Consider the following 22,576-nt stretch of genomic DNA (forward strand, 5'->3'; position numbering starts at 1 on the left):
GGCGGCGCGGTCGGTTTAGAGTGATCGACATGTTGGTTGCCGCCGCCGTCTGCCCCTGCCCGCCGCTGCTGGTGCCCGAGGTCGCCTCGGGCGCTGCCGCGGAGCTCGACGCGTTGCGCGCGGCCTGCGCCGAAGCGGTCGCCGAGCTGCTGGCGGCCGGTCCCGAGCTGCTGGTGCTGGTCGGCACCGGGCCGCAGGCCGAGGTCTGGACGGAGGGCGGGGCCGGCTCGCTGCGCCGCTTCGGGGTCGACCGCGCCGTCCGGCTCCCCTCCGGCGGGGTCGACGGACCCGGACTGAGCCCGGCCCTCACCGTCGGCGCCTGGCTGCTGGAGCAGTCCGGCGCCGCGCTGCCGACGCACGCCTGCGCGGTCCCCACCGACGCGCCGACCGACCGGATGCTCGGCCTCGGCCAGGGCCTGGCCGGCCTCGCGGACCGGGTCGGGCTGCTGGTGCTGGGCGACGGCAGCGCGCGGCGCACCCTCAAGGCGCCCGGCTACCTGGACGAACGGGCCGAGGCCTACGACGCGCTGGCCGCCGGGGCACTGGGCGCGGCGGACACCGCCGCGCTGGCCGCGCTCGACCCGGCTCTCTCCGCCGACCTGCTCGCCGACGGCCGCGCGCCCTGGCAGGTGCTGGCCGGGGCCGCCCAGGACGCCGGGCTCGGCGGCCGGCTGCGCTACCAGGACGCGCCGTACGGGGTCGGGTACTTCGTGGCCTCCTGGAGCTAGGGCCCAGATACGCCGAGGGGGCCGGACAGCGGCAACCGCTGTCCGGCCCCCTCGGCGCGCTCAGGCTTGCGGAGTGCTGTCCTGACCGCCCTGACCCGGCTGCTCCGACGGCTTCTCGGCGAAGTCGTCGACGGCGCCCTTGGCCTTCTCGGTGCCGGCCGTGATCTTGTCGCTGTACTTGCCCTTGGTGACCTTGTCGATCGCCTCGCCGGCCTTGTCGACCACCTCGTCGATCTTCTCGACATGCTGGCCGGCCAGGTGGCTGGCCTTGTCCTTGAGCTCCTCGGCCTTGCCCTTGAGGTTGTCCATCAGGCCCATGGCTTCGTCTCCTGTGTCAGGCCGCTCGGGTCGGCTCTCCTGGTGGCTCTGCTCGGCCGGGTCGCCACCCGTCGATGCTTCGCCCTGCACCTCTTCTACCTGTGCCGCTTCTTCTACCTGTGCCGCTTCGAGCTGTGCCGCGGTCGCGGTCTCCGGCTCGGCGTCGAGATCCGGCGCGGTCCGGGCGGCCGGGACCCCGGGCAGCGCCTGCGGCTGCGCGTCCTCGACGTGCTCGTGCTCGTGCTCCGCCCGGTCCTGCGGGTCCAGGAGGGCGAGCGAGCCGCCTCCCTGGTCCTCGATGACCCGTACCCTGGCCTCCCGGCGGCGGAACCAGCTGAAAACACCCATATCTTCTCCCAACCTACGCGGTCTGCGGCGCCCTCGACCGGCCCTGCGGCGAGCCGGTGCAGGGTGGCGCCCACCCGGCCAACGAGTGGGCCGGTGCCCGGTCACGTCCCCCGTTCGGGTCGGCCACGTCCTTTTGCGAGACTGGGCGGTGTGAGTAGCTCTCCTTCCCGCATCCCGGTGGTCTCGGTGGTCGGCGCGACCGCGGCCGGCAAGTCCGACCTGGCCGTCGCCCTGGCCCGCGCGCTCGGCGGCGAGGTGATCAACACCGACTCGATGCAGCTCTACCGGGGCATGGACATCGGCACCGCCAAGCTCACCACCGCCGAGCGCGGCGGCGTCCCGCACCACCTGCTGGACGTCTGGGAGGTGACCGAGGCCGCCAGCGTCGCCGAGTACCAGCGGCTGGCCCGGGCCGAGATCGACCGGCTGCTCGCGGCCGGGCGCCCACCGGTGCTGGTCGGCGGCTCGGGGCTGTACGTCCGGGCGGCGATCGACGAGATGGAGTTCCCGGGCACCGATCCGGCCGTCCGCGCCCGCCTGGAGGACCAGCTGGCGGCCGAGGGTCCGGCCGTCCTGCACGCCCGGCTGGCCGTGCTCGACCCGGCCGCCGCGGCCGCCATCCTGACCAGCAACGGGCGCCGGATCGTCCGGGCGCTGGAGGTCATCGAGATCACCGGCCGGCCGTTCACCGCGAGCCTGCCGACCAACACCGCGGTCTACCCGGCGGTCCAGATCGGGGTGGCCGTGCCGCGCGGTGAGCTCGACGGCCGGATCGCGCTGCGGGTGGACCGGATGTGGGAGGCCGGTCTGCTGGACGAGGTGCGCGCGCTGGAGGCGGTCGGTCTGCGGGACGGGCTGACGGCCAGTCGCGCGCTCGGTTACCAGCAGGTGCTCGCGCACTTCGCGGGGGAGTGCTCCGAACAGGAGGCGCGCGAGGAGACCGTGCGCGCCACCAAGCGGTTCGCGCGCCGTCAGGAGTCCTGGTTCCGCCGGGACGACCGGATCCACTGGCTCGCCAGGCCCGCCGACGCGGACCCCGCCGACCTGCTGGAACGGTCGCTGGAGCTGATCGACGCGGCGGTCTGACCCACTCGCGCGCCCCCTTCCGCCGACCGGATCCGGCCATCCGCCAGTGCACTTGCTCACGCGTCTGCAGGTGCACCAGGAGGCCGGTGTCACAGCCGGATCACGTCCTGGCCACGGATCATCCGGGGACCCGCGCTACGCGCTGTGAGCGACCCGGAACATGCCATTATCGAGGCAAGAGGGGCCAGTCGCGCGGGCCGGCCCCGTCGTTCGAGAGTTCGTACTCGCGTCGAACTGTCAGGGGAGGCCGCGTGTCCACGGGTCCCGGCCCTGAAACCGAGCAGTTCCCGCCGCACGTCTCCGATCTTCCGGAGCTGGCGCGCCACCACGGCGATCCGAACGGCGGCCAGGCCACCCGCTCCGGCCTCACCGCGGACGACTCCTTCGTCCTGCCGTCGCCCGAGCTGCTGCTCGCCGCCGACGCGGACGCCCCGCTCGGTGACCTGCCGCCCGAAGCCGTGCTGCTGGAGCGGGAGATCCGCCCGCTGCGCCGGCTGCGCTGGTGGCAGATCCTCCCGATAGCGCTGGTCGGCATCCTCGGCTCGCTGATGTTCGCCTTCCCGCTCGCGTTCGGCTCGGGCAGCGGCGGAGCGATGGTCGGCATGCTCGGCCTGCTGCTGACCGCCGCCTCGGTCGGCTGGGGTGCGATGGCGGCCCGACGTGCCGACTACGCGCTGCCCGGGCTGCCCCGCCGCGGTTCGGGGCGCCGGGCCAGCTGGCGGGCGATCGTGGTCTACACCCTGCTCGTCTGCGCCGCGCTCGCGCTGGCCGTCACGCGGGTCGTCCACCTGCGCGGCTGATCCGGCAGCACAGCTTTACATCCGGCTTCTAATACCATCGGCAGGGTGAGCGACTCCACCCTGAGCCCCAGCGGCCTCCCCTTCCTCAAGGGCCACGGCACCGAGAACGACTTCGTGATCATCCCCGACCCGGACGGGCTGCTCGACCTGGGCCCGGCCCAGGTGGCCCGGCTGTGCGACCGCCGGGCCGGACTCGGCGGCGACGGGATGCTGCGGGTGGTCCGCTCGGCCAAGGACGAGGCCTCGGTGGCGATGGCCGACCGGGCCGAGTGGTTCATGGACTACCGCAACTCCGATGGCAGCATCGCCGAGATGTGCGGCAACGGCGTGCGGGTCTTCGCGCGCTACCTGGTGCACGCCGGGCTGGCCGAGCCGGGCCCGCTCGCGGTGGCCACCCGGGCCGGCGTGCGCCAGGTCGTGATCGCACCGGACGGCCTTGACGGCGCACCCGGCGAGGTCACCGTGGACATGGGCCTGGCCCGGCTGCCCGGCCCGGACGGCATCGAGGTGCGGGTCGGCGACCGGGTCTGGCCGGCCCGCAACGTCAACCTGGGCAACCCGCACGCGGTCGCCTTCGTCGCGGACCTGGCCGACGCCGGCGACCTGCTGAGCGCGCCGCTGGTCGCTCCCGGCGCGGTCTACCCGCAGGGCGTCAACGTCGAGTTCGTGGTCGGGCGCGGCGAGCGGCACGTGGCGATGCGGGTGCACGAGCGCGGCTCCGGCGAGACCCGCTCCTGCGGGACCGGCGCCTGCGCGGTGGCGGTGGCCGCGGCCCGCCGGGACGGCGTGGACCCGGCGGTCACCGGCGAGCCCGTCACCTACACCGTGGACCTGCCCGGCGGGCGGCTGGTGATCACTGAGCACCCGGACGGCCGGGTGGAGATGACCGGCCCCGCGGTGATCGTGGCGAGCGGCACCTTCGATCCCGGCTGGCTGTAGTCCCCGGCGGGCCGACTGCTTTACCCCGTTCCGCGGGGCCGCGAATCCGCCCGTTCGGGTGATCCCGATGACAGACGGGAAGCGCGGCCTCGCGGAACGTGTTGTGCTCGGTAGCATGCACCACCGGGGCAGCCGACGCTCCGGTGCTCGCTGCCGGAGGTTGCCATGACCGTCGAGACCGGCCGGCCACAGACCGGCCAGCCCAACCCGCCCGCGCCCCAGCAGACCAGACGCCGCCTCGGCCGCGCCGCGTTCGGCCGGGCCGGGCGCGCGGCCCTGCTCGCCACCGGCCGCGCACCGGTGCCCGATGCCATCGAGCCGATCGTGCAGGCCCACCGCTGCCACCACCCGCAGGCCGATCTCGCGCTGCTCAGCCGCGCCTACCGGACGGCCGAGGCCAGCCATCGCGGCCAGAAGCGCAAGAGCGGCGAACCGTTCATCACCCACCCGCTCGCCGTCACGATGATCCTGGCCCAGCTCGGCGCCGAGACCACCACGCTGGTCGCCGCACTGCTGCATGACACCGTCGAGGACACCGAGGTGACGCTCGATCAGGTGGCCGCCCACTTCGGTCCCGAGGTGGCCTATCTGGTCGACGGCGTCACCAAGTTGGAGAAGGTGGACTTCGGCGCGGCGGCCGAGGCCGAGACCTTCCGCAAGATGCTGGTCGCCACCGGCGACGACGTCCGGGTGATGGTGATCAAGCTCGCCGACCGGCTGCACAATATGCGGACGATCCGTCATATGAAGCCCGCCAGCCAGGTGCGGATCGCCAAGGTCACCCGGGATGTGCTGATCCCGCTGGCCGAGCGGCTGGGCATCCAGGTGGTCAAGACGGAGCTGGAGGACATCGTCTTTGCCACCCTGCACCCCGAGGAGTACGCCAGGACCCGCACGCTGGTGGCCGTCCACGAGGCGGAGCAGGATGCGCTGCTCGCGCCGTTCGCGCAGGCACTGCACCGTCAGTTGGCCGAGGCGGGGGTCGCGGCGGAGGTCACCGTGCGGCCGCGGCACTGCGTCTCGGTGCACCGGGTGCTGCTCAAGCGCGGGTCGGTCGGCCGGCCGGCCACCCCGCATCCGGCGGACTTCGGGCGGCTGCTGGTGGTGGTCGAGGAGACCGCCGACTGCTACGCCGTCCTCGGCGAGCTGCACACCTGCTGGACCCCGCTGCCCGGCGAGTTCACGGATTTCGTGGCGGCCCCCAAGTTCAACCTCTACCAGTCGCTGCACACCGCGGTCTCGGTCGACGGCGCCGCGGTCGAGGTGCTGGTCCGCACGCCGCGGATGCACACGGTCGCCGAGTTCGGCGTGGTCGCGCTCGGCAGCCCCAGGCAGCAGTCCGAGGAGCCGCCGCCGGACGGCCCGCAGGCCGCCGAGCCGCAGCGCGACGAGCTGGACCGGACCGATCCGGCGCGGCCCGGCTGGCTGAGCCGCCTGCTGGAGTGGCAGCAGGAGACGCCCGACCCGGACGCTTTCTGGTCCACGCTGACCGCCGACCTCTCCGGCGACCGGGAGATCACCGCCGTCACCGAGGAGGGCGCGACGCTGGTGCTGCCGGCCGGCGCCAGCTGCGTGGACGCGGCGTACCAGCTCGGTGAGCAGGTCGGCCACCGCTGTATCGGCGCCCGGGTCAACGGCCGGCTCACCGCGCTCTCCACCCCGCTGGGCGACGGCGACGTGGTGGGCATCCTCACCGAGGCGGTACGCGCACCGGGCGAGGGCGAGCCGTCCGGGCCGAGCCCGCAGTGGCTGGAGCACGCGCACACGGCGGGCGCCCGGATCGCCATCGAGCGCTGGCTCGCCGAGCACCCCGGGCACGCCGATCAGCCCGAGCCGGCCCAGCAGCCCGAGCGGTGGGAGCAGCCCGAGCCGCCCGAGCCCGGCCCGGCCCGTGCTCCGGGTGGGCGGCCGCGGCTGGTGCTCGTCCCGGGCCACCCCCGGGCGGCCGTCCGGCTGGCCCGCTGCTGCACCCCGGTCCCGCCCGACCAGGTCACCGGATTCCAGATCCGCGGCGGCTCGATCGCCGTGCACCGGGCCGACTGCCCCACCGGCGAGCGGATGCGCAGCTCAGGGCGCGGGCCCGTGCCACTCGGCTGGGCCCCCGGCACGGCCGCGCCGACCGACCGCCCGGTGAGCTACCGGGTGACGCTGCAGGCCGAGGCGCTGAACCGCCCCCGGCTGCTGGCCGACCTCACCGCCGCGATGTCGGCCACCGGCCTGGACATCGTCTCGGCGGTGGTCGAGCCGCCGCAGGAGCTGCGGGTCCGGCACACTTACACCGTGGAGCTGCCCGGCGCCGAGACGCTCCCGGTGGTGATGCGCGCCATGCTGCGGGTCTCCGGGGTCTACGATGTACGGCGCCCCGGCCTGGACGAGGCGCCCAGGCCGCCCCGGCTGCGCCCGCATCCCCGGAATGCCGGAAATGCTGATGACCGGGCCGCCATGGCCGTGCGACCATCGTCGGGAATTCACGGCCGGTCCGCCGCGTTCTCAGAGACGAGTGGGCCACCCGACGGCCACCACCGATAGCTCCAGCTAAGGACACGATGACCTCCACGTTCGACAACCGCGACCAATCAAGCGAGTCCGCCGGCCGCAGTTCCCGCCGACCCGCTGACCTCCGGGCCGATGCCCTGATGGACGAGGACCTCGCGGGGACCGACGAGGACTTCGGCCGCACCAACTACGACGGCGACCAGTACGACCGCAGCGAGCGTGCCGCACTGCGCCGCGTCGCCGGCCTCTCCACCGAGCTGGAGGACGTCACCGAGGTCGAGTACCGCCAGCTCCGCCTGGAGCGCGTGGTGCTCGTCGGCGTCTGGACGGACGGCAGCGTCGAGGAGGCCGAGAACTCGCTCGCCGAGCTCGCCGCCCTCGCCGAGACGGCCGGCTCCGAGGTGCTGGACGGCGTGATCCAGCGCCGCGACAAGCCCGACGCGGCCACCTACATCGGCTCCGGCAAGGCCAAGGAGCTGCGCGACATCGTCGCCTCCACCGGCGCCGACACCGTGGTCTGCGACGGTGAGCTGACCCCCGGCCAGCTGATCCACCTCGAGGACGTCGTCAAGGTCAAGGTCGTCGACCGGACGGCCCTGATCCTGGACATCTTCGCCCAGCACGCCAAGTCCCGAGAGGGCAAGGCGCAGGTCTCGCTCGCCCAGATGCAGTACATGCTGCCGCGTCTGCGCGGCTGGGGTGCCTCGCTCTCCCGGCAGATGGGTGGTGGCGGCGGCTCCTCGGCCGGCGGTGGCGGCGGTATGGCCACGCGTGGTCCCGGTGAGACCAAGATCGAGACCGACCGGCGCCGGATCCGCGAGAAGATGGCGAAGCTCCGCAAGGAGATCGCCCATATGAAGAAGGGCCGGGACACCAAGCGCCAGGAGCGCAAGCGTCACCAGGTCCCCTCGGTCGCCATCGCGGGCTACACCAACGCGGGCAAGTCCTCGCTGCTCAACCGGCTCACCGGCGCCGGCGTCCTGGTGGAGAACTCGCTGTTCGCCACCCTGGACCCGACCGTCCGCCGGGCGCAGACCCCGGGCGGCCGGCTCTACACGCTGGCCGACACCGTCGGCTTCGTCCGGCACCTGCCGCACCACCTGGTCGAGGCCTTCCGCTCGACCATGGAGGAGGTCGCCGACGCGGACCTCATCCTGCACGTGGTGGACGGCTCGCACCCCGAGCCGGAGACCCAGCTCGCGGCGGTCCGTGAGGTGATCGTCTCGGTCGAGGCGCAGCACGTGCCGGAGATCGTCGTGATCAACAAGGCCGACGCCGCCCACCCGGACGTGCTGCAGCGGCTGCTGCGCCGCGAGCCGCACGCGATCGTGGTCTCGGCCCGCACGGGCCTGGGCATCGACCAGCTGCTCAAGCTGATCGACGACGAGCTGCCGCGGCCCGCCGTCGAGGTCCAGGCGCTGGTCCCCTACACCCGGGGCGACCTGGTCTCCCGGGTGCACGCCGAGGGCGAGCTGCTGGAGACCGAGCACACCGGTGAGGGCACCCTGATCCGCGCCAAGGTGGCAGCCGAGCTGGCCGCCGACCTGGAGCGCTACGCGGTGGCCGTCCAGCGCTGACCCGCACCGATCAGACACCCGCAGGGCCCCGGTCTCGACGAGGAGACCGGGGCCCGCTGTCGTCCCGGCGCGGGGCGTCAGCTCTGCTTGGAGATGTAGTCGAAGGCGCCGGCGGCCACCTCGTCCAGGTACGGTCCGGCCAGCCAGCTGGCGGTGTCCGCCGGGCCGATCGAGGTGTTGCTGACCAGGTAGGTCTTACCGCCCTCGGTGGCGAACCAGCCGCCGCCGCTGGAGCCGCCGGTCATCGTGCAGCCGATGGTGTACATCGCCGGGCGGCCGGCGTCGAAGGAGAGCTGGGACGGCTTGCCGCTGTCGCACTTCTCCAGCTCCGTGCCGTCGAACGGCGCGGCGGCCGGGTAGCCGATCGCGGTCAGTGAGAGCTGGGCGCGCGGCGCGTTGAACAGTACCGGGACGGAACCGCCGACGGTCTCCTCCAGCGACTTGGCGCCGCCGTCGGGGTTGCTCACCTTGATGATCGCGAAGTCGTACTGGTTGGCGGCGCTGCCGGTCTCGGTGCCCTCGGCCTGCCACTGCGGCGAGGTGATGGCCTTCTGCGCGGGCCACGCACCGAACGGTGCGTACTGGTCGGGCGTCGACTTCTTGCCCTTGCTGACCGCGCCGCTGCTGTTGAACGCGGGCACGAAGGTGACGTTCCGCGCGGTCTGGCCGTCCTGACCGCCGGTCACGCAGTGGCCCGCGGTCCACACCAGGTTGCTCTTGCCGGGGTGCGCGGGGTCGGAGACCACCGTGCCGGAGCAGACGTAGTGCTTGCCGTCCGCCTTGTCGAAGAAGATCTTCCCGTCCACCCGGTCCTGGTTGTACGGGTGGGCGACCGCCGTGGCCGGGATCGCGCTCGGCAGCGGGTCGTTGGCGCCGGCGCTCGGGGCGCTCGGCGGCTGGGCCGGGCCGACCGGGGCCGTCGGCTGGGCCTGGAGCATCTTCTGCAGGTCCCAGAATCCCTTGGTGGCCGGCGTCATCACATGCTGCTTGGCCCACTTGTCCCAGTCGGTGAGCTTCCACTTCTTCAGGACGTCCAGGCTGGGCAGGCCGGCGGGCAGGCCGGCCGTGGTCGCCGAGGGCGCCGCGGAGGCGGGCGCCGGGGCGCTGCTCGGCGGCGGGCTCGGGGTGTCGTCCGGACCGCACGCGGTGGCCGCGAGCAGGGTCAGGCCGGCGACCGCACCGGCGGCCGCCACTCGTGCGGTGCGGTTCTTCGATACTGCTGACATACCTTCTGTTCCCCCATGACGTATCACTCGGACGGCCGACAGCCGCCAACGGGCACCAGGGAGTCTCCCATCCGCGGGGGAGCGCGGTCTAACCGGGCTGACTGCGTGTCACCGCGCTGTGCCGACTGCGCGTCACCGCGACCTCGGCCGTGCTCAGCGGGCCGTTGCCTCGTTAGACCAACCGGATGTCCCCGGACGGGCGAGAGCCCCCGCATCCGCAGTCCGACGCGTCGCAAGGAGCAGCCTTGAGCACCGCCCTGACCGGAGCCCCGGCCACCGTCCCCCGCCAGCTGGACCAGTCCGCCGAGTCCGACCCGCTGCTCCACCAGGACCCCGCGGTCGCCGCCGAGCAGGCCGCGATCGAGGTCCTGCTGCGCTGCTGGACCAGAGAGACCGGGGCGCGTCCGGACCAGGACGGGGTGCTGAGGATCGCTGTCCTCGGCGGCGCCGCGCGGCTGCTGGCGGACGTCAGGCACTGGTCGCTCTGCGGCTGGCACCGGTTCGGCCCCGCTGTGCTGGCGCCCGGCCAGGCCGAGAGCGGCGTCCCGCTGGACGCGGTCACCGCCGCCGCGCTGCTGGCCCGCGCGGCGGCCGACCGGCCCGACCCGGAGCAGATCGCCGACCTGGCCGGCCGGGTCGCCGACTCGGTGCGCCGTACCGCCGACATCCTGCTGCACCGGCGTCAGCACCCGGGCCCAGGCCCGGACTCCGTCTTCCTGCGGGCCGAGCAGGCGCTGCTCCTCGGCCACCCGCTGCACCCCACCCCGAAGAGCCGCGACGGCCTCGGCCCGGCCCAGAGCGCCGCCTACTCGCCGGAGCTGCGCGGCTCCTTCGCGCTGCACTGGTTCGCCGTCGACCGCGAGCTGCTGGCCTCCGGCTCGGCGCTGGCCCAGGACGCCGCCGAACTGACCGCGAGCCTGCTCGACGCTCCCGCGCTGCTCCCGCCCGGCACCGCCGCCCTGCCGCTGCACCCTTGGCAGGCCCGCGAGTTGGCACTGCGCCCGCAGATCGCCCAGCTGCTGGCCGAGGGCCTGCTGCACGACCTCGGCGCGCACGGCGAGCCCTGGCACCCGACCTCCTCCGTGCGCACCGTGATGCGCCCCGGCACGCCGTGGATGCTCAAGCTCTCGCTCGGCCTGCGGATCACCAACTCCCGCCGGGAGAACCTGCGCAAGGAGCTGCACCGCGGCCTCGAGGTGCACCAGCTGCTGGAGGCGGGCCTGGGCGCCGAGTGGCGGGCCGCCCACCCGGGCTTCGACATCGTCCGCGACCCGGCCTGGATCGGCGTGGACCTGCCCGGCCTGGACGAGCGGACCGCGAGCGGTCTGGACACCGTGCTGCGCCGGCAGCCGTTCGGCCCGCAGGAGCGCGCGCTCTGCGTGGCCGGGCTGGTCGCCGAACGCCCGCTGGGCGAGCCGGCGCCCGGGGTGCCGTCCGAACTGGGCGACGTGCTGCGCTCGCTGGCCCGCCGCAGCGGCCGGCCGCTGCCGACCGTGTCCACCGAGTGGTTCCTGCGCTACCTGGATGCCGCGGTGCTGCCGGTGCTCTGGCTGGACGGCCGGGCCGGCATCGCCCTGGAGGCGCACCAGCAGAACAGCCTGGTGCTGCTCGACCAGGCCGGCTGGCCGATCGGCGGCCGGTTCCGGGACAACCAGGGCTACTACTTCCGGGCCTCGCACGCCGAGCGTCTCGAGCAGCGGTTGCCGGGTATCGGCAAGGCCAGCGACACCTTCGTCGAGGACGCGGTCGCCGAGGAGCGGTTCGCCTACTACCTGGGGATCAACCATGTCCTGGGCCTGATCGGCGCCTTCGGTTCGCAGCGGCTGGCCGACGAGCGGGTGCTGCTGGCGGCGCTGCGCCGGTTCCTGGCCGGGCCCGCCGCCACCGCCACCGGCTCCACCCTCCCGGCGCACCTGCTGGAGTCCCCGCAGCTGCGCTGCAAGGCCAACCTGCTGACCCGGCTGCACGGCCTGGACGAGCTGGTCGGGCCGGTCGAGACGCAGTCCGTCTACGTCCGGCTCGACAACCCGGTGGCCCCGCGATGACGACCGTACTGCCCACCGCCGCCGGGGAGTTCCGGCTGCGTCCGGTCGAACCCGCCGACCTGCCGCTGATCACCGAGTGGATGAACGACCCGGCGGTGGCCGCGTTCTGGGAGCTGGCGGGTCCGGCCGAGGCCACCGAGCGGCAGGTGCTGGCCCAGCTGGCCGAGGGCAGTCACAGCCGGCCACTCCTCGGCCTGCTGGACGGCGTCCCGATGAGCTACTGGGAGGTCTACCAGGCCGAGCGGGACGCACTGGCCGCCCACTACCCGGCCCGCCCCGGCGACACCGGGGTGCACCTGCTGCTCGGCCCGCCGCGCTACCGCGGCCGGGGCCTGGCCGCGGTCCTGCTGGCCGCGCTGGCCGAGGAGCTGCTGCGGCGCGGCTCCCGGGTGGTGGCCGAGCCGGACGTCCGCAACACCGCCTCGGTCCGGGCCTTCCAGCAGGCCGGGTTCACCGCCGCCGGTGAGCTGGAGCTGCCCGAGAAGCGCGCGCTGCTGATGATCCGTGAGCGAGAACGACACCGAGGAGCTTAACGATGGACACCCCGCCGATGGACACCCCGCCGATGGACACCCAGCTCCCCTACGACCTGCTCGGGGTCGGCATCGGCCCGTTCAACCTCTCGCTCGCCGCGCTGGCCGACCAAGTGGACGGCCTGCGCGCGCTGTTCTGCGACGCCAGGCCGGAGTTCCGCTGGCACCCGGGCATGCTGGTCGAGGGAGCCAGGATGCAGGTGCCGTTCCTGGCCGACCTGGTCTCGCTGGTGGACCCGACCAACCCGTGGTCCTTCCTCAACTACCTGCGCGAGCACGACCGGCTCTTCCCCTTCTACTTCTCCGAGCGCTTCCAGCTGCCCCGCCGCGAGTACGACCACTACTGCCGCTGGGCGGCCGAGCGGCTCGCCTCCTGCCGGTTCGGCGCGACGGTCACTGCGGTGCACTGGGAGGACGGCGCGTTCACCGCCACGCTGCGCTCCGCGGGGGCCGAGGAGCGGGTCCGGGCCCGCAACCTGGTGCTCGGGGTCGGCACCGAGCCGGTCCGCCCGCAGGCCTTCGCCGCGCTGGCCGACCACGGCGCGGTCTGGCACTCCGGCGAGTACCTGGAGCGCCGGCGTGCCCTGGACGGCGCCCGGGACATCACCGTGGTCGGCTCCGGCCAGTCCGGCGCGGAGGTCTTCCTGGACCTGCTGCGCAGCCGGGCCGGCGACGGCACCCGGCTGCGCTGGCTGACCCGGACCAGGGCGCTGGCCCCGATGGAGTACTCCAAGCTGGGCCTGGAGCACTTCACCCCGGACTACACCCGCTACTTCCACACCCTGCCCGGCCAGGTCCGCGACCAGCTGGTGGCCGAGCAGTGGCAGCTGCACAAGGCCGCCAGCGCCGAGACCCTGGCCGAGATCCACGACCTGCTGTACGAGCGGAGCATCGGCCGCCCGCCGGCCGCCGCCGACGTCGAGATCACCCCCGGCACCGAGGTGACCTGCGCGCTGCCCGGCCCGTGCGGCGGCCTGGAGCTGCGCTGCCTGCACCGCGACTCGGGCGTGCCCCGGCTGGTGCGCACCGACGCGGTGGTGCTGGCCACCGGCTACCGCGCGGTGCGCCCGGCCGCGCTGGAGCCGCTCGCCGCGCTGATCGACTGGGACGAGCAGGGCCGCTACCGGATCGGCCTCGACCACCGGGTGGCCACCCGCCCGGCGCTGACCGGCGGGCTGTACGTGCAGAACGCCGAGCTGCACACGCACGGCGTCGGCACCCCCGACCTCGGCCTCGGCGCGCACCGCGCGGCCGTCATCCTGAACGCGCTCTGCGGCCGGGCCGTGCACCGGCTGCCCGCCCGGACGGCGTGGACCAGCTTCGCCCCGACCCCGCTGCCGACCCAGTCCGCCGCCCATGCCGAGGAGTGGAACCGTGCCCCAGCCACCAGCCGCTGACCCCGCCCTGAACCAGGACCGCTGGCGCTCGGCCGGCCGGGCGATGCTGGCCAAGATGATCGGCGAGTTCAGCTACGAGGAGCTGCTGAGCCCCGAGCCGGTGCCCGGCGGCTACCGGCTCGCGCTGCCCGACGGCCCGGAGTACCGCTTCGCCGCGCGCCGCGGCGCGTACGGCGGCTGGCAGGTCGACCCGCACTCGGTGCGCGCCGACGGGGCGCCGGCCGAGGACCCCTTGGCGTTCCTGCTGGCGGCCCGCGGGCTGCTCGGGCTCTCCGGTGACACCAGCGGGCACCTGGTCAGGGAGCTGACGGCGACCCTGCTCGCCGACGTCCGCCTCGCGGCAGGCGCGCTGACCGCCGCCGAGCTGGCCGAACTGGGCCACACCGAGCTGGAGGGGCACCAGAGCGGCCACCCCTGGATCGTGCCGAACAAGGGCCGGCTCGGCTTCTCGGCCTCCGACGCCGCCGCCTGGGCCCCCGAGGCGCGTACCCCGCAGGCGCTGCCCTGGCTCGCCGTGCACCGCTCGCTGGCCCAGTACCGGGGCGTCGGCGAGCTGGCCGACGCCGAGGCGCTCTACCGCGAGGAGCTGGACCCGCAGGTGCTGGCCGGCTACCGCGACCTGCTGGCCGGCCGGGGCAAGGACCCGGCGCAGTACCTGCTGCTGCCGGTCCACCCCTGGCAGTGGGACGAGACCGTGCTGCCGCTCTTCGCGCCCTGGATCGCGGACGGCAGGATCGTGCTGCTGCCCGCCGACGGCGACCGGCGGCTGCCGCAGCAGTCCATCCGCTCCTTCTTCAACGCCACCACGCCGCTCCGGCGCACCGTCAAGCTGCCGCTGGCGATCCTCAACACGCTGGTCTGGCGCGGGCTGCCGACCGAGCGGACGCTGGCCGCGCCGGACGTCACCCGGTGGATCCACGCGCTGCGCGACGGCGACCCGTTCCTGCGTGAGGAGTGCCGGGTGGTGCTGCTCGGCGAGGTGGCCTCGGTCACCGTCGAGCACCCGTACTACGCCCGGCTGCCCGAGGCGCCGTACCAGTACAAGGAACTGCTTGGCGCGATCTGGCGCGAACCGCTCGGCGCTCGGCTGGCGGAGGGGGAGCGGGCCCGCACGCTCGCCGCGCTGCTGCAGACCGGTTCGGACGGGCGCGCGCTGGTCGAGGAGCTGATCGCCCGCTCCGGGCTCACCCCGCGCGACTGGGCGGCTCGGCTGCTCGCCGCGATGCTGCCGCCGCTGCTGCACTTCCTCTACCGCTACGGCACCGTCTTCTCGCCGCACGGCGAGAACGCGATCGTGGTCTTCGACCGCACCGACACCCCGGTGCGCCTGGCGGTCAAGGATTTCGTCGACGACGTCAACATCAGCGACCAGGACCTCCCCGAGCTGCGCACGCTGCCCCCGGCGGTGGCGGGCGTGCTGCTGCGCGAACCCCCGGCGTTCCTCTGCCAGTTCCTGCACTCCGGGCTCTTCATCGGGGTCTACCGCTATCTCGCCCCGCTGCTGGAGAGCCGACTCGGCCTGCCCGAGGCGGAGTTCTGGGCGCTGCTGCGCGCCGAGATCCTGCGCTACCAGCAGCGCTTTCCCGAGCTGCGCGAGCGGTTCGCGCTCTTCGACCTGTTCACCCCCGCCATCGACCGGCTCTGCCTCAACCGCAACCGGCTGCTGCTGGACGGCTACCGGGACCGGCCCGAGCGCCCGCACGCGGCGGTGCACGGGCAGGTCGCCAACCCGCTGCACCCGGCCGGTGCCGCAGCGCTACCCGGGCCGCGGGACCGCGCTGTCAGTGCGGCCCCGTAGGCTTGGAGCGTCATGAGAGACGACTCCGCACCCCAGCTGTTGGCCGACGCCGAGGCGGGCGAGCCCGCCGCCCCGGCCCCCGTAGGCCGTGCCCGCATCCCCGAGCTGCTGCATGCCGCGGTCACCGCGGTCGGCGGCGTCGAACGGCCCGGGCAGATCCGGATGGCCGAGGCCGTCGCCGAGGCGGTCGACAGCGCCGAGCACCTGCTGGTGCAGGCCGGCACCGGCACCGGCAAGTCCCTGGCCTACCTGGTCCCGGCGCTCGCGCACGGCGACCGCGTGGTGGTCGCCACCGCCACTCTGGCGCTCCAACGCCAGCTGGTGGAGCGGGACTTGCCCCGGACGGTCGAGGCGCTGCACCCGATCCTGCGGCGCCGCCCGCTCTTCGCGATGCTCAAGGGCCGCTCCAACTACCTCTGCCTGCACCGGGCCCACGAGGGCACCCCGAGCGACGAGGGCGAGGGCCTCTTCGATCCGGCCGAGGCGCTCGGCGGCCCGACCGGCAAGCTCGGCCAGGACGTCCTGCGGCTGCGCGACTGGGCCGACGAGACCGAGACCGGCGACCGCGACGACCTCACCCCCGGCGTCTCCGACAAGGCCTGGGCGCAGCTCTCGGTGAGCTCCCGGGAGTGCCTGGGCGCGACCCGCTGCGCCTACGGCCAGGAGTGCTTCGCCGAGCAGGCGCGCGAGCGGGCCAAGCTGGCCGACGTGGTGGTGACCAACCACGCGCTGCTGGCGATCGACGCGCTGGAGGGCGCGCCGGTGCTCCCCGAGCACGAGCTGCTGATCGTGGACGAGGCGCACGAGCTGGTCAACCGGGTCACCGGCGCGGCCACCGCCGAGCTCACCGTCAGCGCGGTCAACCGCGCCGTGAAGCGGGCCGCCAGGCTGGCCAACGAGAAGGCGGTGGACGCGCTGCAGGCCGCCGCAGAGAGCTACCACGGCCTGATGGAGACCGCCCAGGCCGGCCGGGTCGAGGAGCTCCCCGAGTACCTCGCCTACGCGGTCACCGCGATCCGGGACGCCAGCCGCCAGGTGATCACCTCGCTCGGCGAGACCAGGGACAAGTCGCTCACCGACGAGGACGCGGTGCGCAAGCAGGCGATGGCGATGGCCGAGACGCTGCACGACACCACCGACCGGCTGCTCACCGACTCGCCGTACGACGTGATCTGGATCGAGCGCAACGACCGCTTCGGGATGGGCACCGCCTCGCTGCGGGTGGCCCCGATGAGCGTCTCCGGGCTGCTGCGCGAGAACCTCTACAAGGAGCGCTCGGTCGTCCTCACCTCCGCCACCCTCAAGCTGGGCGGCGACTTCAACGGGGTGGCCGCCTCGGTGGGCCTGCCCGGCGAGGGCCGGCTGCCGGAGCAGCGGACGCCGGCCGAGCCGGAGCGCGGCGAGCGCGCCGAGGACGCCCCGCCGCTCTGGCGCGGGCTGGATGTCGGCTCGCCGTTCAGCTACCCCAAGCAGGGCATCCTGTACGTCGCCAAGCACCTGCCGCCGCCCGGCCGCGAGCCGGAGCGCCCGCAGATGCTGGACGAGCTGGCGGAGCTGATCGAGGCGGCGGGCGGGCGCACGCTCGGCCTGTTCTCCTCGATGCGGGCCCGCCCAGACGGCCGCCGAGCAGCTGCGCGAGCGCTTGGACTTCCCGATCCTGCTGCAGGGCGAGGACACCCTGGGCGAGCTGATCCGCAACTTCTCGGCCGACGCCGAGACCTGCCTCTTCGGCACCCTCTCGCTCTGGCAGGGCGTCGATGTGCCCGGTTCCGCCTGCCAGTTGGTGGTGATGGACCGGATCCCGTTCCCGCGTCCGGACGATCCGCTGATGAGCGCGCGGCAGAAGGCGGTCGAGGAGGCCGGCGGCAACGGCTTCATGGCGGTGGCGGCGACGCACGCCGCGCTGCTGATGGCGCAGGGCGCGGGTCGGCTGGTCCGGGCGGCGGAGGACCGCGGCGTGGTCGCGGTGCTCGACCCGCGGCTGGCGACCGCTCGCTACGGCGGCTTCTTCCGCTCCTCGATGCCGGACTTCTGGTACACCACCGACCGCAACCAGGTGCGGCGCTCGCTGGCGGCCATCGCCGCCTCCGCTCCGGAGCCGCGTCCGGTGGCCAAGCGCGGCTGAGCCGCGGCTGAGCATGGCGGCGCCCCCGGTCCGCGCGGACCGGGGGCAGCGCCATGCGTCGGTCAGAGCCGGCGCAGCACCGCGACGACCTTGCCCAGGATGGTCGCGTTGTCGCCCGGGATCGGCTCGTACGCCGGGTTGTGCGGCATCAGCCAGATCCGGCCGTCCTCGCGCTTGAGGCGCTTGACGGTGGCCTCGCCATCGATCATCGCGGCCACGATGTCGCCGTTCTCGGCGACCGGCTGGCGGCGCACGGTGACCCAGTCGCCGTCGCAGATGGCCGCCTCGATCATTGAGTCGCCGCGCACGGTGAGTGCGAACAGCTCACCCTCGCCGACCAGTTGACGCGGCAGCGGGAAGACGTCCTCGACCGTCTGCTCGGCCAGGATCGGGCCGCCGGCGGCGATCCGGCCGACCAGCGGCACATACGAGGTGGACGGCCGCCCGGCCGCCTCGGCGGTGTTCGGCCGGCTGACCTCGACGCCGCGCACCTCGTAGGCCCGCGGGCGGTGCGGGTCGCGGCGCAGGAAGCCCTTGCGCTCCAGGGCCATCAGCTGGTGGGCGACCGAGGAGGTCGAGGAGAGGCCGACCGCCTGGCCGATCTCCCGCATGCTCGGCGGGTAGCCGCGGCGCTGGACGGAATCCCGGATGACCTCGATCACCCGGCGCTGGCGCTCGGTCAGCCCGGCCTCGTCGGTGCGGATGCCGGGTGGCCGCCCCGGCAGGGCGCGGGCCTGGCCGCTCGCCAGACCGAGCGGGACGTCCTGGGCGGACGCGTGCTCGACCTGGTGGTCGGGGAGGTAGCCCGGCGCGGCGGCGGGGCGGAGACTTTCGTCGCTGCGATCCATGCTCTGGTCCATGCTCTGCTGGTCCAAGGAGGGCCGCCCCCCGGTGTGCTGGGAACGGTCCTGCACCGGGATGGTGTGACTGTCGGCGGCGCTGGTCTGGACGGCGGTGCTGCTGCTGGTGCTGGTCTGTACGGTGCTCACGGCGGCCCCTCTCGACGGGCGTTCTCCCTTGTCCAGCCCAACGGCAGCACCTATCGAAAGGTTGCGCCAAACACACGTTCGAGTGAATTATTGAGGAGTCGGCTGACTCGATCAAGGCTTTGGGTGTATGTCGATTAAATGTTCGATAGTCGTATTCTATGGTCGCTGCGCTTCGCCCGCTGAATCCGGGCCGAAGGTGGCCTGAAGGTGACCTGAAGGCGCTGCCGGGAGGCATCCCGTGAGCCGTGCGCCACGTCCATGAGCCGTTCGGGTGCGGTGTCCGCGATGCCGCTCGGCGCTGACCAGCACCGATCGCGCCAGGTGATCCGGGCGCTACGACACACGGGTGGTGTCCGTCGCCGCACTTTCCTAGATCTAGTGGTTACATGGGGCGTCGCGGCCCACAGGTTGTGGTCCGAAGGGTGGTGTCGTTTAGACTCGGCGGTGCCCGGGAGTCGATCCAGGCCCCCGCAGCCCCGCCAGTTCCGCCGCCCGAGTTCCGCCAGGAAGGGAGTCGTCCGTGCACTGCCCCTTCTGCCGGCACTCCGACAGCCGAGTGGTCGACAGTCGCACGACTGACGACGGCAGCTCGATTCGCCGCCGCCGCCAATGCCCCGACTGCAGTCGCCGCTTCACCACGGTGGAGACCGCCGCGTTGATGGTCATCAAACGCAGCGGGGTGACCGAACCGTTCAGCCGGGAGAAGGTGATCTCCGGAGTCCGCAAGGCCTGCCAGGGCCGACCGGTCACCGAGGACGCCCTCGCCCTGCTCGGCCAGCGGGTCGAGGAGTGCCTGCGGGCCAGCGGCAGCGCGGAACTCTCCACCCACGACGTGGGACTGGCCATACTCGGTCCGCTCAGGGACCTGGACGTCGTCGCCTACCTGCGGTTCGCGTCGGTCTACCAGGCCTACGACGGGCTCGCGGACTTCGAGGCCGCGATCGCCCTGCTGCGCGGCACCGAGCAGCCCCCCGGCGAGACGGGCGACGGCGCAGCCGTCCCGGTTCCCGCCGCAGCGCCCTAGCGGCGCACCCGCACCCGGCTGTCCAGGGTGCTCGCGCGCCCGAAAACGGCACGCAGAACATGACAAACCGTGCGAGATCGGTCGGGTGTCCCGGCCTGCCCGCATGCCAGGAGAAGCGAAACAGCAGTGCCCCCTCGGAGCGCGTGGCGCGCCCCGAAAGAAATCGGGCACTCAGGGCGTTTGCCCAGGAGGAGGAGCAGAAGTGACAGACACGACGAGCGGTTCCGCACGCGGGTCGAAGTCCGACAAGGCAGCGAAGGGAGCCGGCAAGGCTCCCAAGGGCGGTCTGCGGATGGAGCGCATCTACACCACCCCTGGCGTCCATCCGTACGACGAGGTCAGCTGGGAGCGGCGCGACGTCGTCATGACCAACTGGCGTGACGGCTCGATCAACTTCGAGCAGCGCGGCGTCGAGTTCCCCGACTTCTGGTCGGTCAACGCGGTCAACATCGTCACCAGCAAGTACTTCCGCGGCGCTGTCGGCACTCCGCAGCGCGAGTGGAGCCTCAAGCAGATCATCGACCGCGTGGTGCTCACCTACCGCGCCGCCGGCGAGAAGAACGGCTACTTCGGCTCGCCCGCCGACGCCGAGATCTTCGAGCACGAGCTGACCCACGCCCTCCTCCACCAGGTGTTCAGCTTCAACTCGCCGGTCTGGTTCAACGTCGGCACCAAGCAGCCCCAGCAGGTCAGCGCCTGCTTCATCCTGGCCGTCGACGACTCCATGGAGTCCATCCTCGACTGGTACAAGGAAGAGGGCATGATCTTCAAGGGCGGCTCCGGCGCCGGCCTGAACCTCTCCCGGATCCGCTCCTCCAAGGAGCTGCTCTCCTCCGGCGGCAACGCCTCGGGGCCGGTCTCCTTCATGCGCGGCGCCGACGCCTCGGCCGGCACCATCAAGTCCGGTGGCGCCACCCGCCGCGCGGCCAAGATGGTCGTGCTGGACGTCGACCACCCGGACGTCGAGGCCTTCATCGAGACCAAGGTGAAGGAGGAGGAGAAGATCCGCGCGCTGCGCGACGCGGGCTTCGACATGGACCTCGGCGGCGACGACATCGCCTCCGTCCAGTACCAGAACGCCAACAACTCGGTCCGCGTCTCCGACGAGTTCATGACCGCGGTCGAGAACGGCACCGACTTCGGCCTGCGGGCCCGGATGACCGGCGAGGTCATCGAGACCGTCGACGCCAAGAAGCTCTTCCGCAAGATGGCCGAGGCCGCCTGGGCCTGCGCCGACCCGGGCATCCAGTACGACTCGACCATCAACCACTGGCACACCTGCCCGGAGTCCGGTCGGATCAACGCCTCCAACCCCTGCTCCGAGTACATGCACCTGGACAACTCCAGCTGCAACCTCGCCTCGCTCAACCTGATGACGTTCCTGCGCGACGACACTGCGTCCGACAGCGGGCAGGGCTTCGACGCCGAGCGCTTCGCCAAGGTCGTCGAGCTGGTCATCACCGCGATGGACATCTCCATCTGCTTCGCCGACTTCCCGACCGAGAAGATCGGCGAGACCACCCGCGCCTACCGCCAGCTGGGCATCGGCTACGCCAACCTCGGCGCGCTGCTGATGGCCACCGGCCACGCGTACGACTCCGTGGGCGGCCGCGCGCTGGCCGGCGCCATCACCTCGCTGATGACCGGCACCGCCTACCGCCGCGGCGCCGAGCTGGCCGGCGTGGTCGGCCCGTACGACGGCTACGCCCGCAACGCCGCCCCGCACCAGCGGGTGATGCGCCAGCACGCCGACGCCAACAGCGCCGCCGTCCCGGTCGACGACCTGGACGCCCCGGTCTGGGCCGCCGCCACTGAGACCTGGCAGGACGTGCTGCGGATCGGCGCGCAGAACGGGTTCCGCAACGCCCAGGCCTCGGTGCTCGCCCCGACCGGCACCATCGGCTTGATGATGGACTGCGACACCACCGGTGTGGAGCCGGACCTGGCGTTGGTGAAGTTCAAGAAGCTGGTCGGCGGCGGCTCGATGCAGATCGTCAACGGCACCGTGCCGCGCGCCCTGCGCCGCTTCGGCTACCAGCCCGAGCAGGTCGAGGCGATCGTCGCCCACATCGGCGAGCACGGCAATGTGATCGACGCCCCGGGCCTCAAGACCGAGCACTACGAGGTCTTCGACTGCGCGATGGGCGAGCGCTCGATCTCGCCGATGGGCCACGTGCGGATGATGTCGGCGATCCAGCCGTGGATCTCCGGCGCGATCTCCAAGACCGTCAACATGCCGGCGAACTCCACGGTCGAGGAGGTCGAGGAGGTCTACTTCGAGGCCTGGAAGCTCGGCGTCAAGGCGCTGGCGATCTACCGTGAGAACTCGAAGGTCGGCCAGCCGCTGTCGGCCAAGAAGACCGACGAGGCCGGCACCGAGACCCCCGTGGTCCAGAAGGTCGTCGAGTACCGCCCGGTCCGCAAGCGCCTGCCCAAGGGCCGCCCGGGTATCACCACCTCCTTCACGGTGGGCGGCGCCGAGGGCTACATGACGGCCAACTCCTACCCGGACGACGGCCTCGGCGAGGTCTTCCTGAAGATGTCCAAGCAGGGCTCGACCCTCGCGGGCATGATGGACGCCTTCTCGATCGCCGTCTCGGTCGGCATGCAGTACGGCGTCCCGCTGGAGACCTACGTCTCGAAGTTCACCAACATGCGCTTCGAGCCGGCCGGTCTGACCGACGACCCGGACGTGCGGATGGCGCAGTCGATCGTCGACTACATCTTCCGCCGCCTGGCGTTGGACTTCCTGCCCTTCGAGACCCGCTCCGCGCTGGGCATCCACTCCGTCGAGGAGCGCCAGCGGCACCTGGAGACCGGTTCCTACGAGCCGCTGGACTCCGACGAGGACATGGACGTCGAGAGCCTGGCCCAGTCGGCGCCGCGCGCCGTCGCCGCTCCGGTCCAGGCCGAGGCGCCCAAGCCCGCCAAGGCCCCGGCCCAGCCGCACAACTCGACCGAGCTGATGGAGATCCAGCTCGGCCTGAACGCGGACGCCCCGCTGTGCTTCTCGTGCGGCACCAAGATGCGCCGCGCGGGCAGCTGCTACCTCTGCGAGGGCTGCGGCTCCACCAGCGGCTGCAGCTGATACCGGGCGGAATTGCGTTGGATGCAACATCCGACGTAGCCCGCACGGGTAGCTGACCA

15 protein-coding genes and 1 pseudogene are annotated in these 22,576 nt (G+C 73.0%); 13 read left to right on the plus strand and 3 right to left on the minus strand.

Features of this window, described 5'->3' with window-relative positions:
• Nucleotides 1–29: 29 nt before the first annotated feature.
• Entirely contained in the window at nt 30–728 is a 699-nt protein-coding gene (locus P3T34_RS26635) for a hypothetical protein (RefSeq protein WP_280668563.1), read from the plus strand.
• Nucleotides 729–788: 60 nt separating this feature from the next.
• Here the strand turns inward: P3T34_RS26635 and P3T34_RS26640 are convergent, their stop codons facing one another.
• The gene (locus P3T34_RS26640) at nt 789–1,394 is read right to left on the minus strand and encodes an antitoxin (RefSeq protein ID WP_280668564.1); all 606 of its coding nucleotides are present in this window, start codon (nt 1,392–1,394) and stop codon (nt 789–791) included.
• Nucleotides 1,395–1,544: 150 nt separating this feature from the next.
• Here P3T34_RS26640 and miaA point away from each other — a divergent pair, with 150 nt between their 5' ends.
• The 5 genes from miaA (at nt 1,545) to hflX (ending at nt 8,292) form a co-directional block, all read left to right on the plus strand.
• Nucleotides 1,545–2,480, plus strand: a complete 936-nt coding sequence (gene miaA / locus P3T34_RS26645; RefSeq protein WP_280668565.1) for a tRNA (adenosine(37)-N6)-dimethylallyltransferase MiaA — start codon at nt 1,545–1,547, stop codon at nt 2,478–2,480.
• Between the two features lie 251 nt (nt 2,481–2,731).
• Nucleotides 2,732–3,280 carry a hypothetical protein gene (locus P3T34_RS26650; protein ID WP_280668566.1) on the plus strand — a complete coding sequence of 183 codons (549 nt, stop codon included), beginning with the start codon at nt 2,732–2,734 and terminating at the stop codon, nt 3,278–3,280.
• Between the two features lie 45 nt (nt 3,281–3,325).
• Nucleotides 3,326–4,219 carry a diaminopimelate epimerase gene (gene dapF / locus P3T34_RS26655; protein ID WP_280668567.1) on the plus strand — a complete coding sequence of 298 codons (894 nt, stop codon included), beginning with the start codon at nt 3,326–3,328 and terminating at the stop codon, nt 4,217–4,219.
• Between the two features lie 165 nt (nt 4,220–4,384).
• On the plus strand, nt 4,385–6,748 hold the full coding sequence (locus P3T34_RS26660) for an HD domain-containing protein (protein ID WP_280668568.1): 2,364 nt from the start codon (nt 4,385–4,387) through the stop codon (nt 6,746–6,748).
• A gap of 17 nt (nt 6,749–6,765) precedes the next feature.
• Complete coding sequence (gene hflX, locus P3T34_RS26665; RefSeq protein WP_280668569.1) at nt 6,766–8,292, plus strand: GTPase HflX; 1,527 nt, start codon at nt 6,766–6,768, stop codon at nt 8,290–8,292.
• A 77-nt stretch (nt 8,293–8,369) separates the two neighbouring features.
• On the opposite strand, the gene P3T34_RS26670 is transcribed toward hflX, so the two are convergent.
• Nucleotides 8,370–9,518, minus strand: a complete 1,149-nt coding sequence (locus tag P3T34_RS26670) for a trypsin-like peptidase domain-containing protein (RefSeq protein WP_280668570.1) — start codon at nt 9,516–9,518, stop codon at nt 8,370–8,372.
• Nucleotides 9,519–9,763: 245 nt separating this feature from the next.
• On the opposite strand from P3T34_RS26670, the gene P3T34_RS26675 reads away from it, so the two are divergent.
• From P3T34_RS26675 to P3T34_RS26695, 5 genes and pseudogenes are all read left to right on the plus strand, one after another.
• Nucleotides 9,764–11,563 carry an IucA/IucC family protein gene (locus P3T34_RS26675; RefSeq protein WP_348534689.1) on the plus strand — a complete coding sequence of 600 codons (1,800 nt, stop codon included), beginning with the start codon at nt 9,764–9,766 and terminating at the stop codon, nt 11,561–11,563.
• Complete coding sequence (locus tag P3T34_RS26680; RefSeq protein WP_348534690.1) at nt 11,560–12,096, plus strand: GNAT family N-acetyltransferase; 537 nt, start codon at nt 11,560–11,562, stop codon at nt 12,094–12,096. The genes P3T34_RS26675 and P3T34_RS26680 overlap by 4 nt, the downstream gene beginning before the upstream one ends.
• 2 nt (nt 12,097–12,098) lie before the next feature.
• Nucleotides 12,099–13,493 carry a SidA/IucD/PvdA family monooxygenase gene (locus tag P3T34_RS26685; protein ID WP_280668572.1) on the plus strand — a complete coding sequence of 465 codons (1,395 nt, stop codon included), beginning with the start codon at nt 12,099–12,101 and terminating at the stop codon, nt 13,491–13,493.
• Nucleotides 13,471–15,291 (plus strand): IucA/IucC family siderophore biosynthesis protein, encoded by a 1,821-nt coding sequence (locus P3T34_RS26690; protein ID WP_280668573.1) that lies wholly within the window; start codon nt 13,471–13,473, stop codon nt 15,289–15,291. Before P3T34_RS26685 ends, P3T34_RS26690 begins: the two co-directional genes overlap by 23 nt.
• A gap of 162 nt (nt 15,292–15,453) precedes the next feature.
• Nucleotides 15,454–17,416, plus strand: a pseudogene (locus tag P3T34_RS26695) (ATP-dependent DNA helicase).
• A 62-nt stretch (nt 17,417–17,478) separates the two neighbouring features.
• Here the strand turns inward: P3T34_RS26695 and lexA are convergent.
• A complete protein-coding gene (gene lexA / locus P3T34_RS26700) occupies nt 17,479–18,405 on the minus strand; it encodes a transcriptional repressor LexA (RefSeq protein ID WP_280668574.1) in 927 nt (308 codons plus the stop codon).
• A gap of 520 nt (nt 18,406–18,925) precedes the next feature.
• On the opposite strand from lexA, the gene nrdR reads away from it, so the two are divergent.
• On the plus strand, nt 18,926–19,429 hold the full coding sequence (nrdR, locus tag P3T34_RS26705; protein ID WP_280668575.1) for a transcriptional regulator NrdR: 504 nt from the start codon (nt 18,926–18,928) through the stop codon (nt 19,427–19,429).
• Between the two features lie 202 nt (nt 19,430–19,631).
• Nucleotides 19,632–22,517, plus strand: coding sequence for a vitamin B12-dependent ribonucleotide reductase (locus P3T34_RS26710; protein WP_280668576.1), 2,886 nt, complete (start codon nt 19,632–19,634; stop codon nt 22,515–22,517).
• Nucleotides 22,518–22,576: the final 59 nt, after the last annotated feature.

Origin of the sequence: Kitasatospora sp. MAP12-44 (assembly GCF_029892095.1) — a bacterium.
Taxonomy (GTDB): Bacteria; Actinomycetota; Actinomycetes; order Streptomycetales; family Streptomycetaceae; genus Kitasatospora.

Bases quoted from the DNA above. Each gene is read 5' to 3' on its own strand.
- P3T34_RS26660 (WP_280668568.1), top strand. From the start codon at position 4,385: ATGACCGTCGAGACCGGCCGGCCACAGACCGGCCAGCCCAACCCGCCC.
- P3T34_RS26670 (WP_280668570.1), bottom strand. From the start codon at position 9,518: ATGTCAGCAGTATCGAAGAACCGCACCGCACGAGTGGCGGCCGCCGGT.
- P3T34_RS26685 (WP_280668572.1), top strand. From the start codon at position 12,099: ATGGACACCCCGCCGATGGACACCCCGCCGATGGACACCCAGCTCCCC.
- P3T34_RS26635 (WP_280668563.1), top strand. From the start codon at position 30: ATGTTGGTTGCCGCCGCCGTCTGCCCCTGCCCGCCGCTGCTGGTGCCC.
- hflX (WP_280668569.1), top strand. From the start codon at position 6,766: ATGACCTCCACGTTCGACAACCGCGACCAATCAAGCGAGTCCGCCGGC.
- P3T34_RS26640 (WP_280668564.1), bottom strand. From the start codon at position 1,394: ATGGGTGTTTTCAGCTGGTTCCGCCGCCGGGAGGCCAGGGTACGGGTC.
- P3T34_RS26680 (WP_348534690.1), top strand. From the start codon at position 11,560: ATGACGACCGTACTGCCCACCGCCGCCGGGGAGTTCCGGCTGCGTCCG.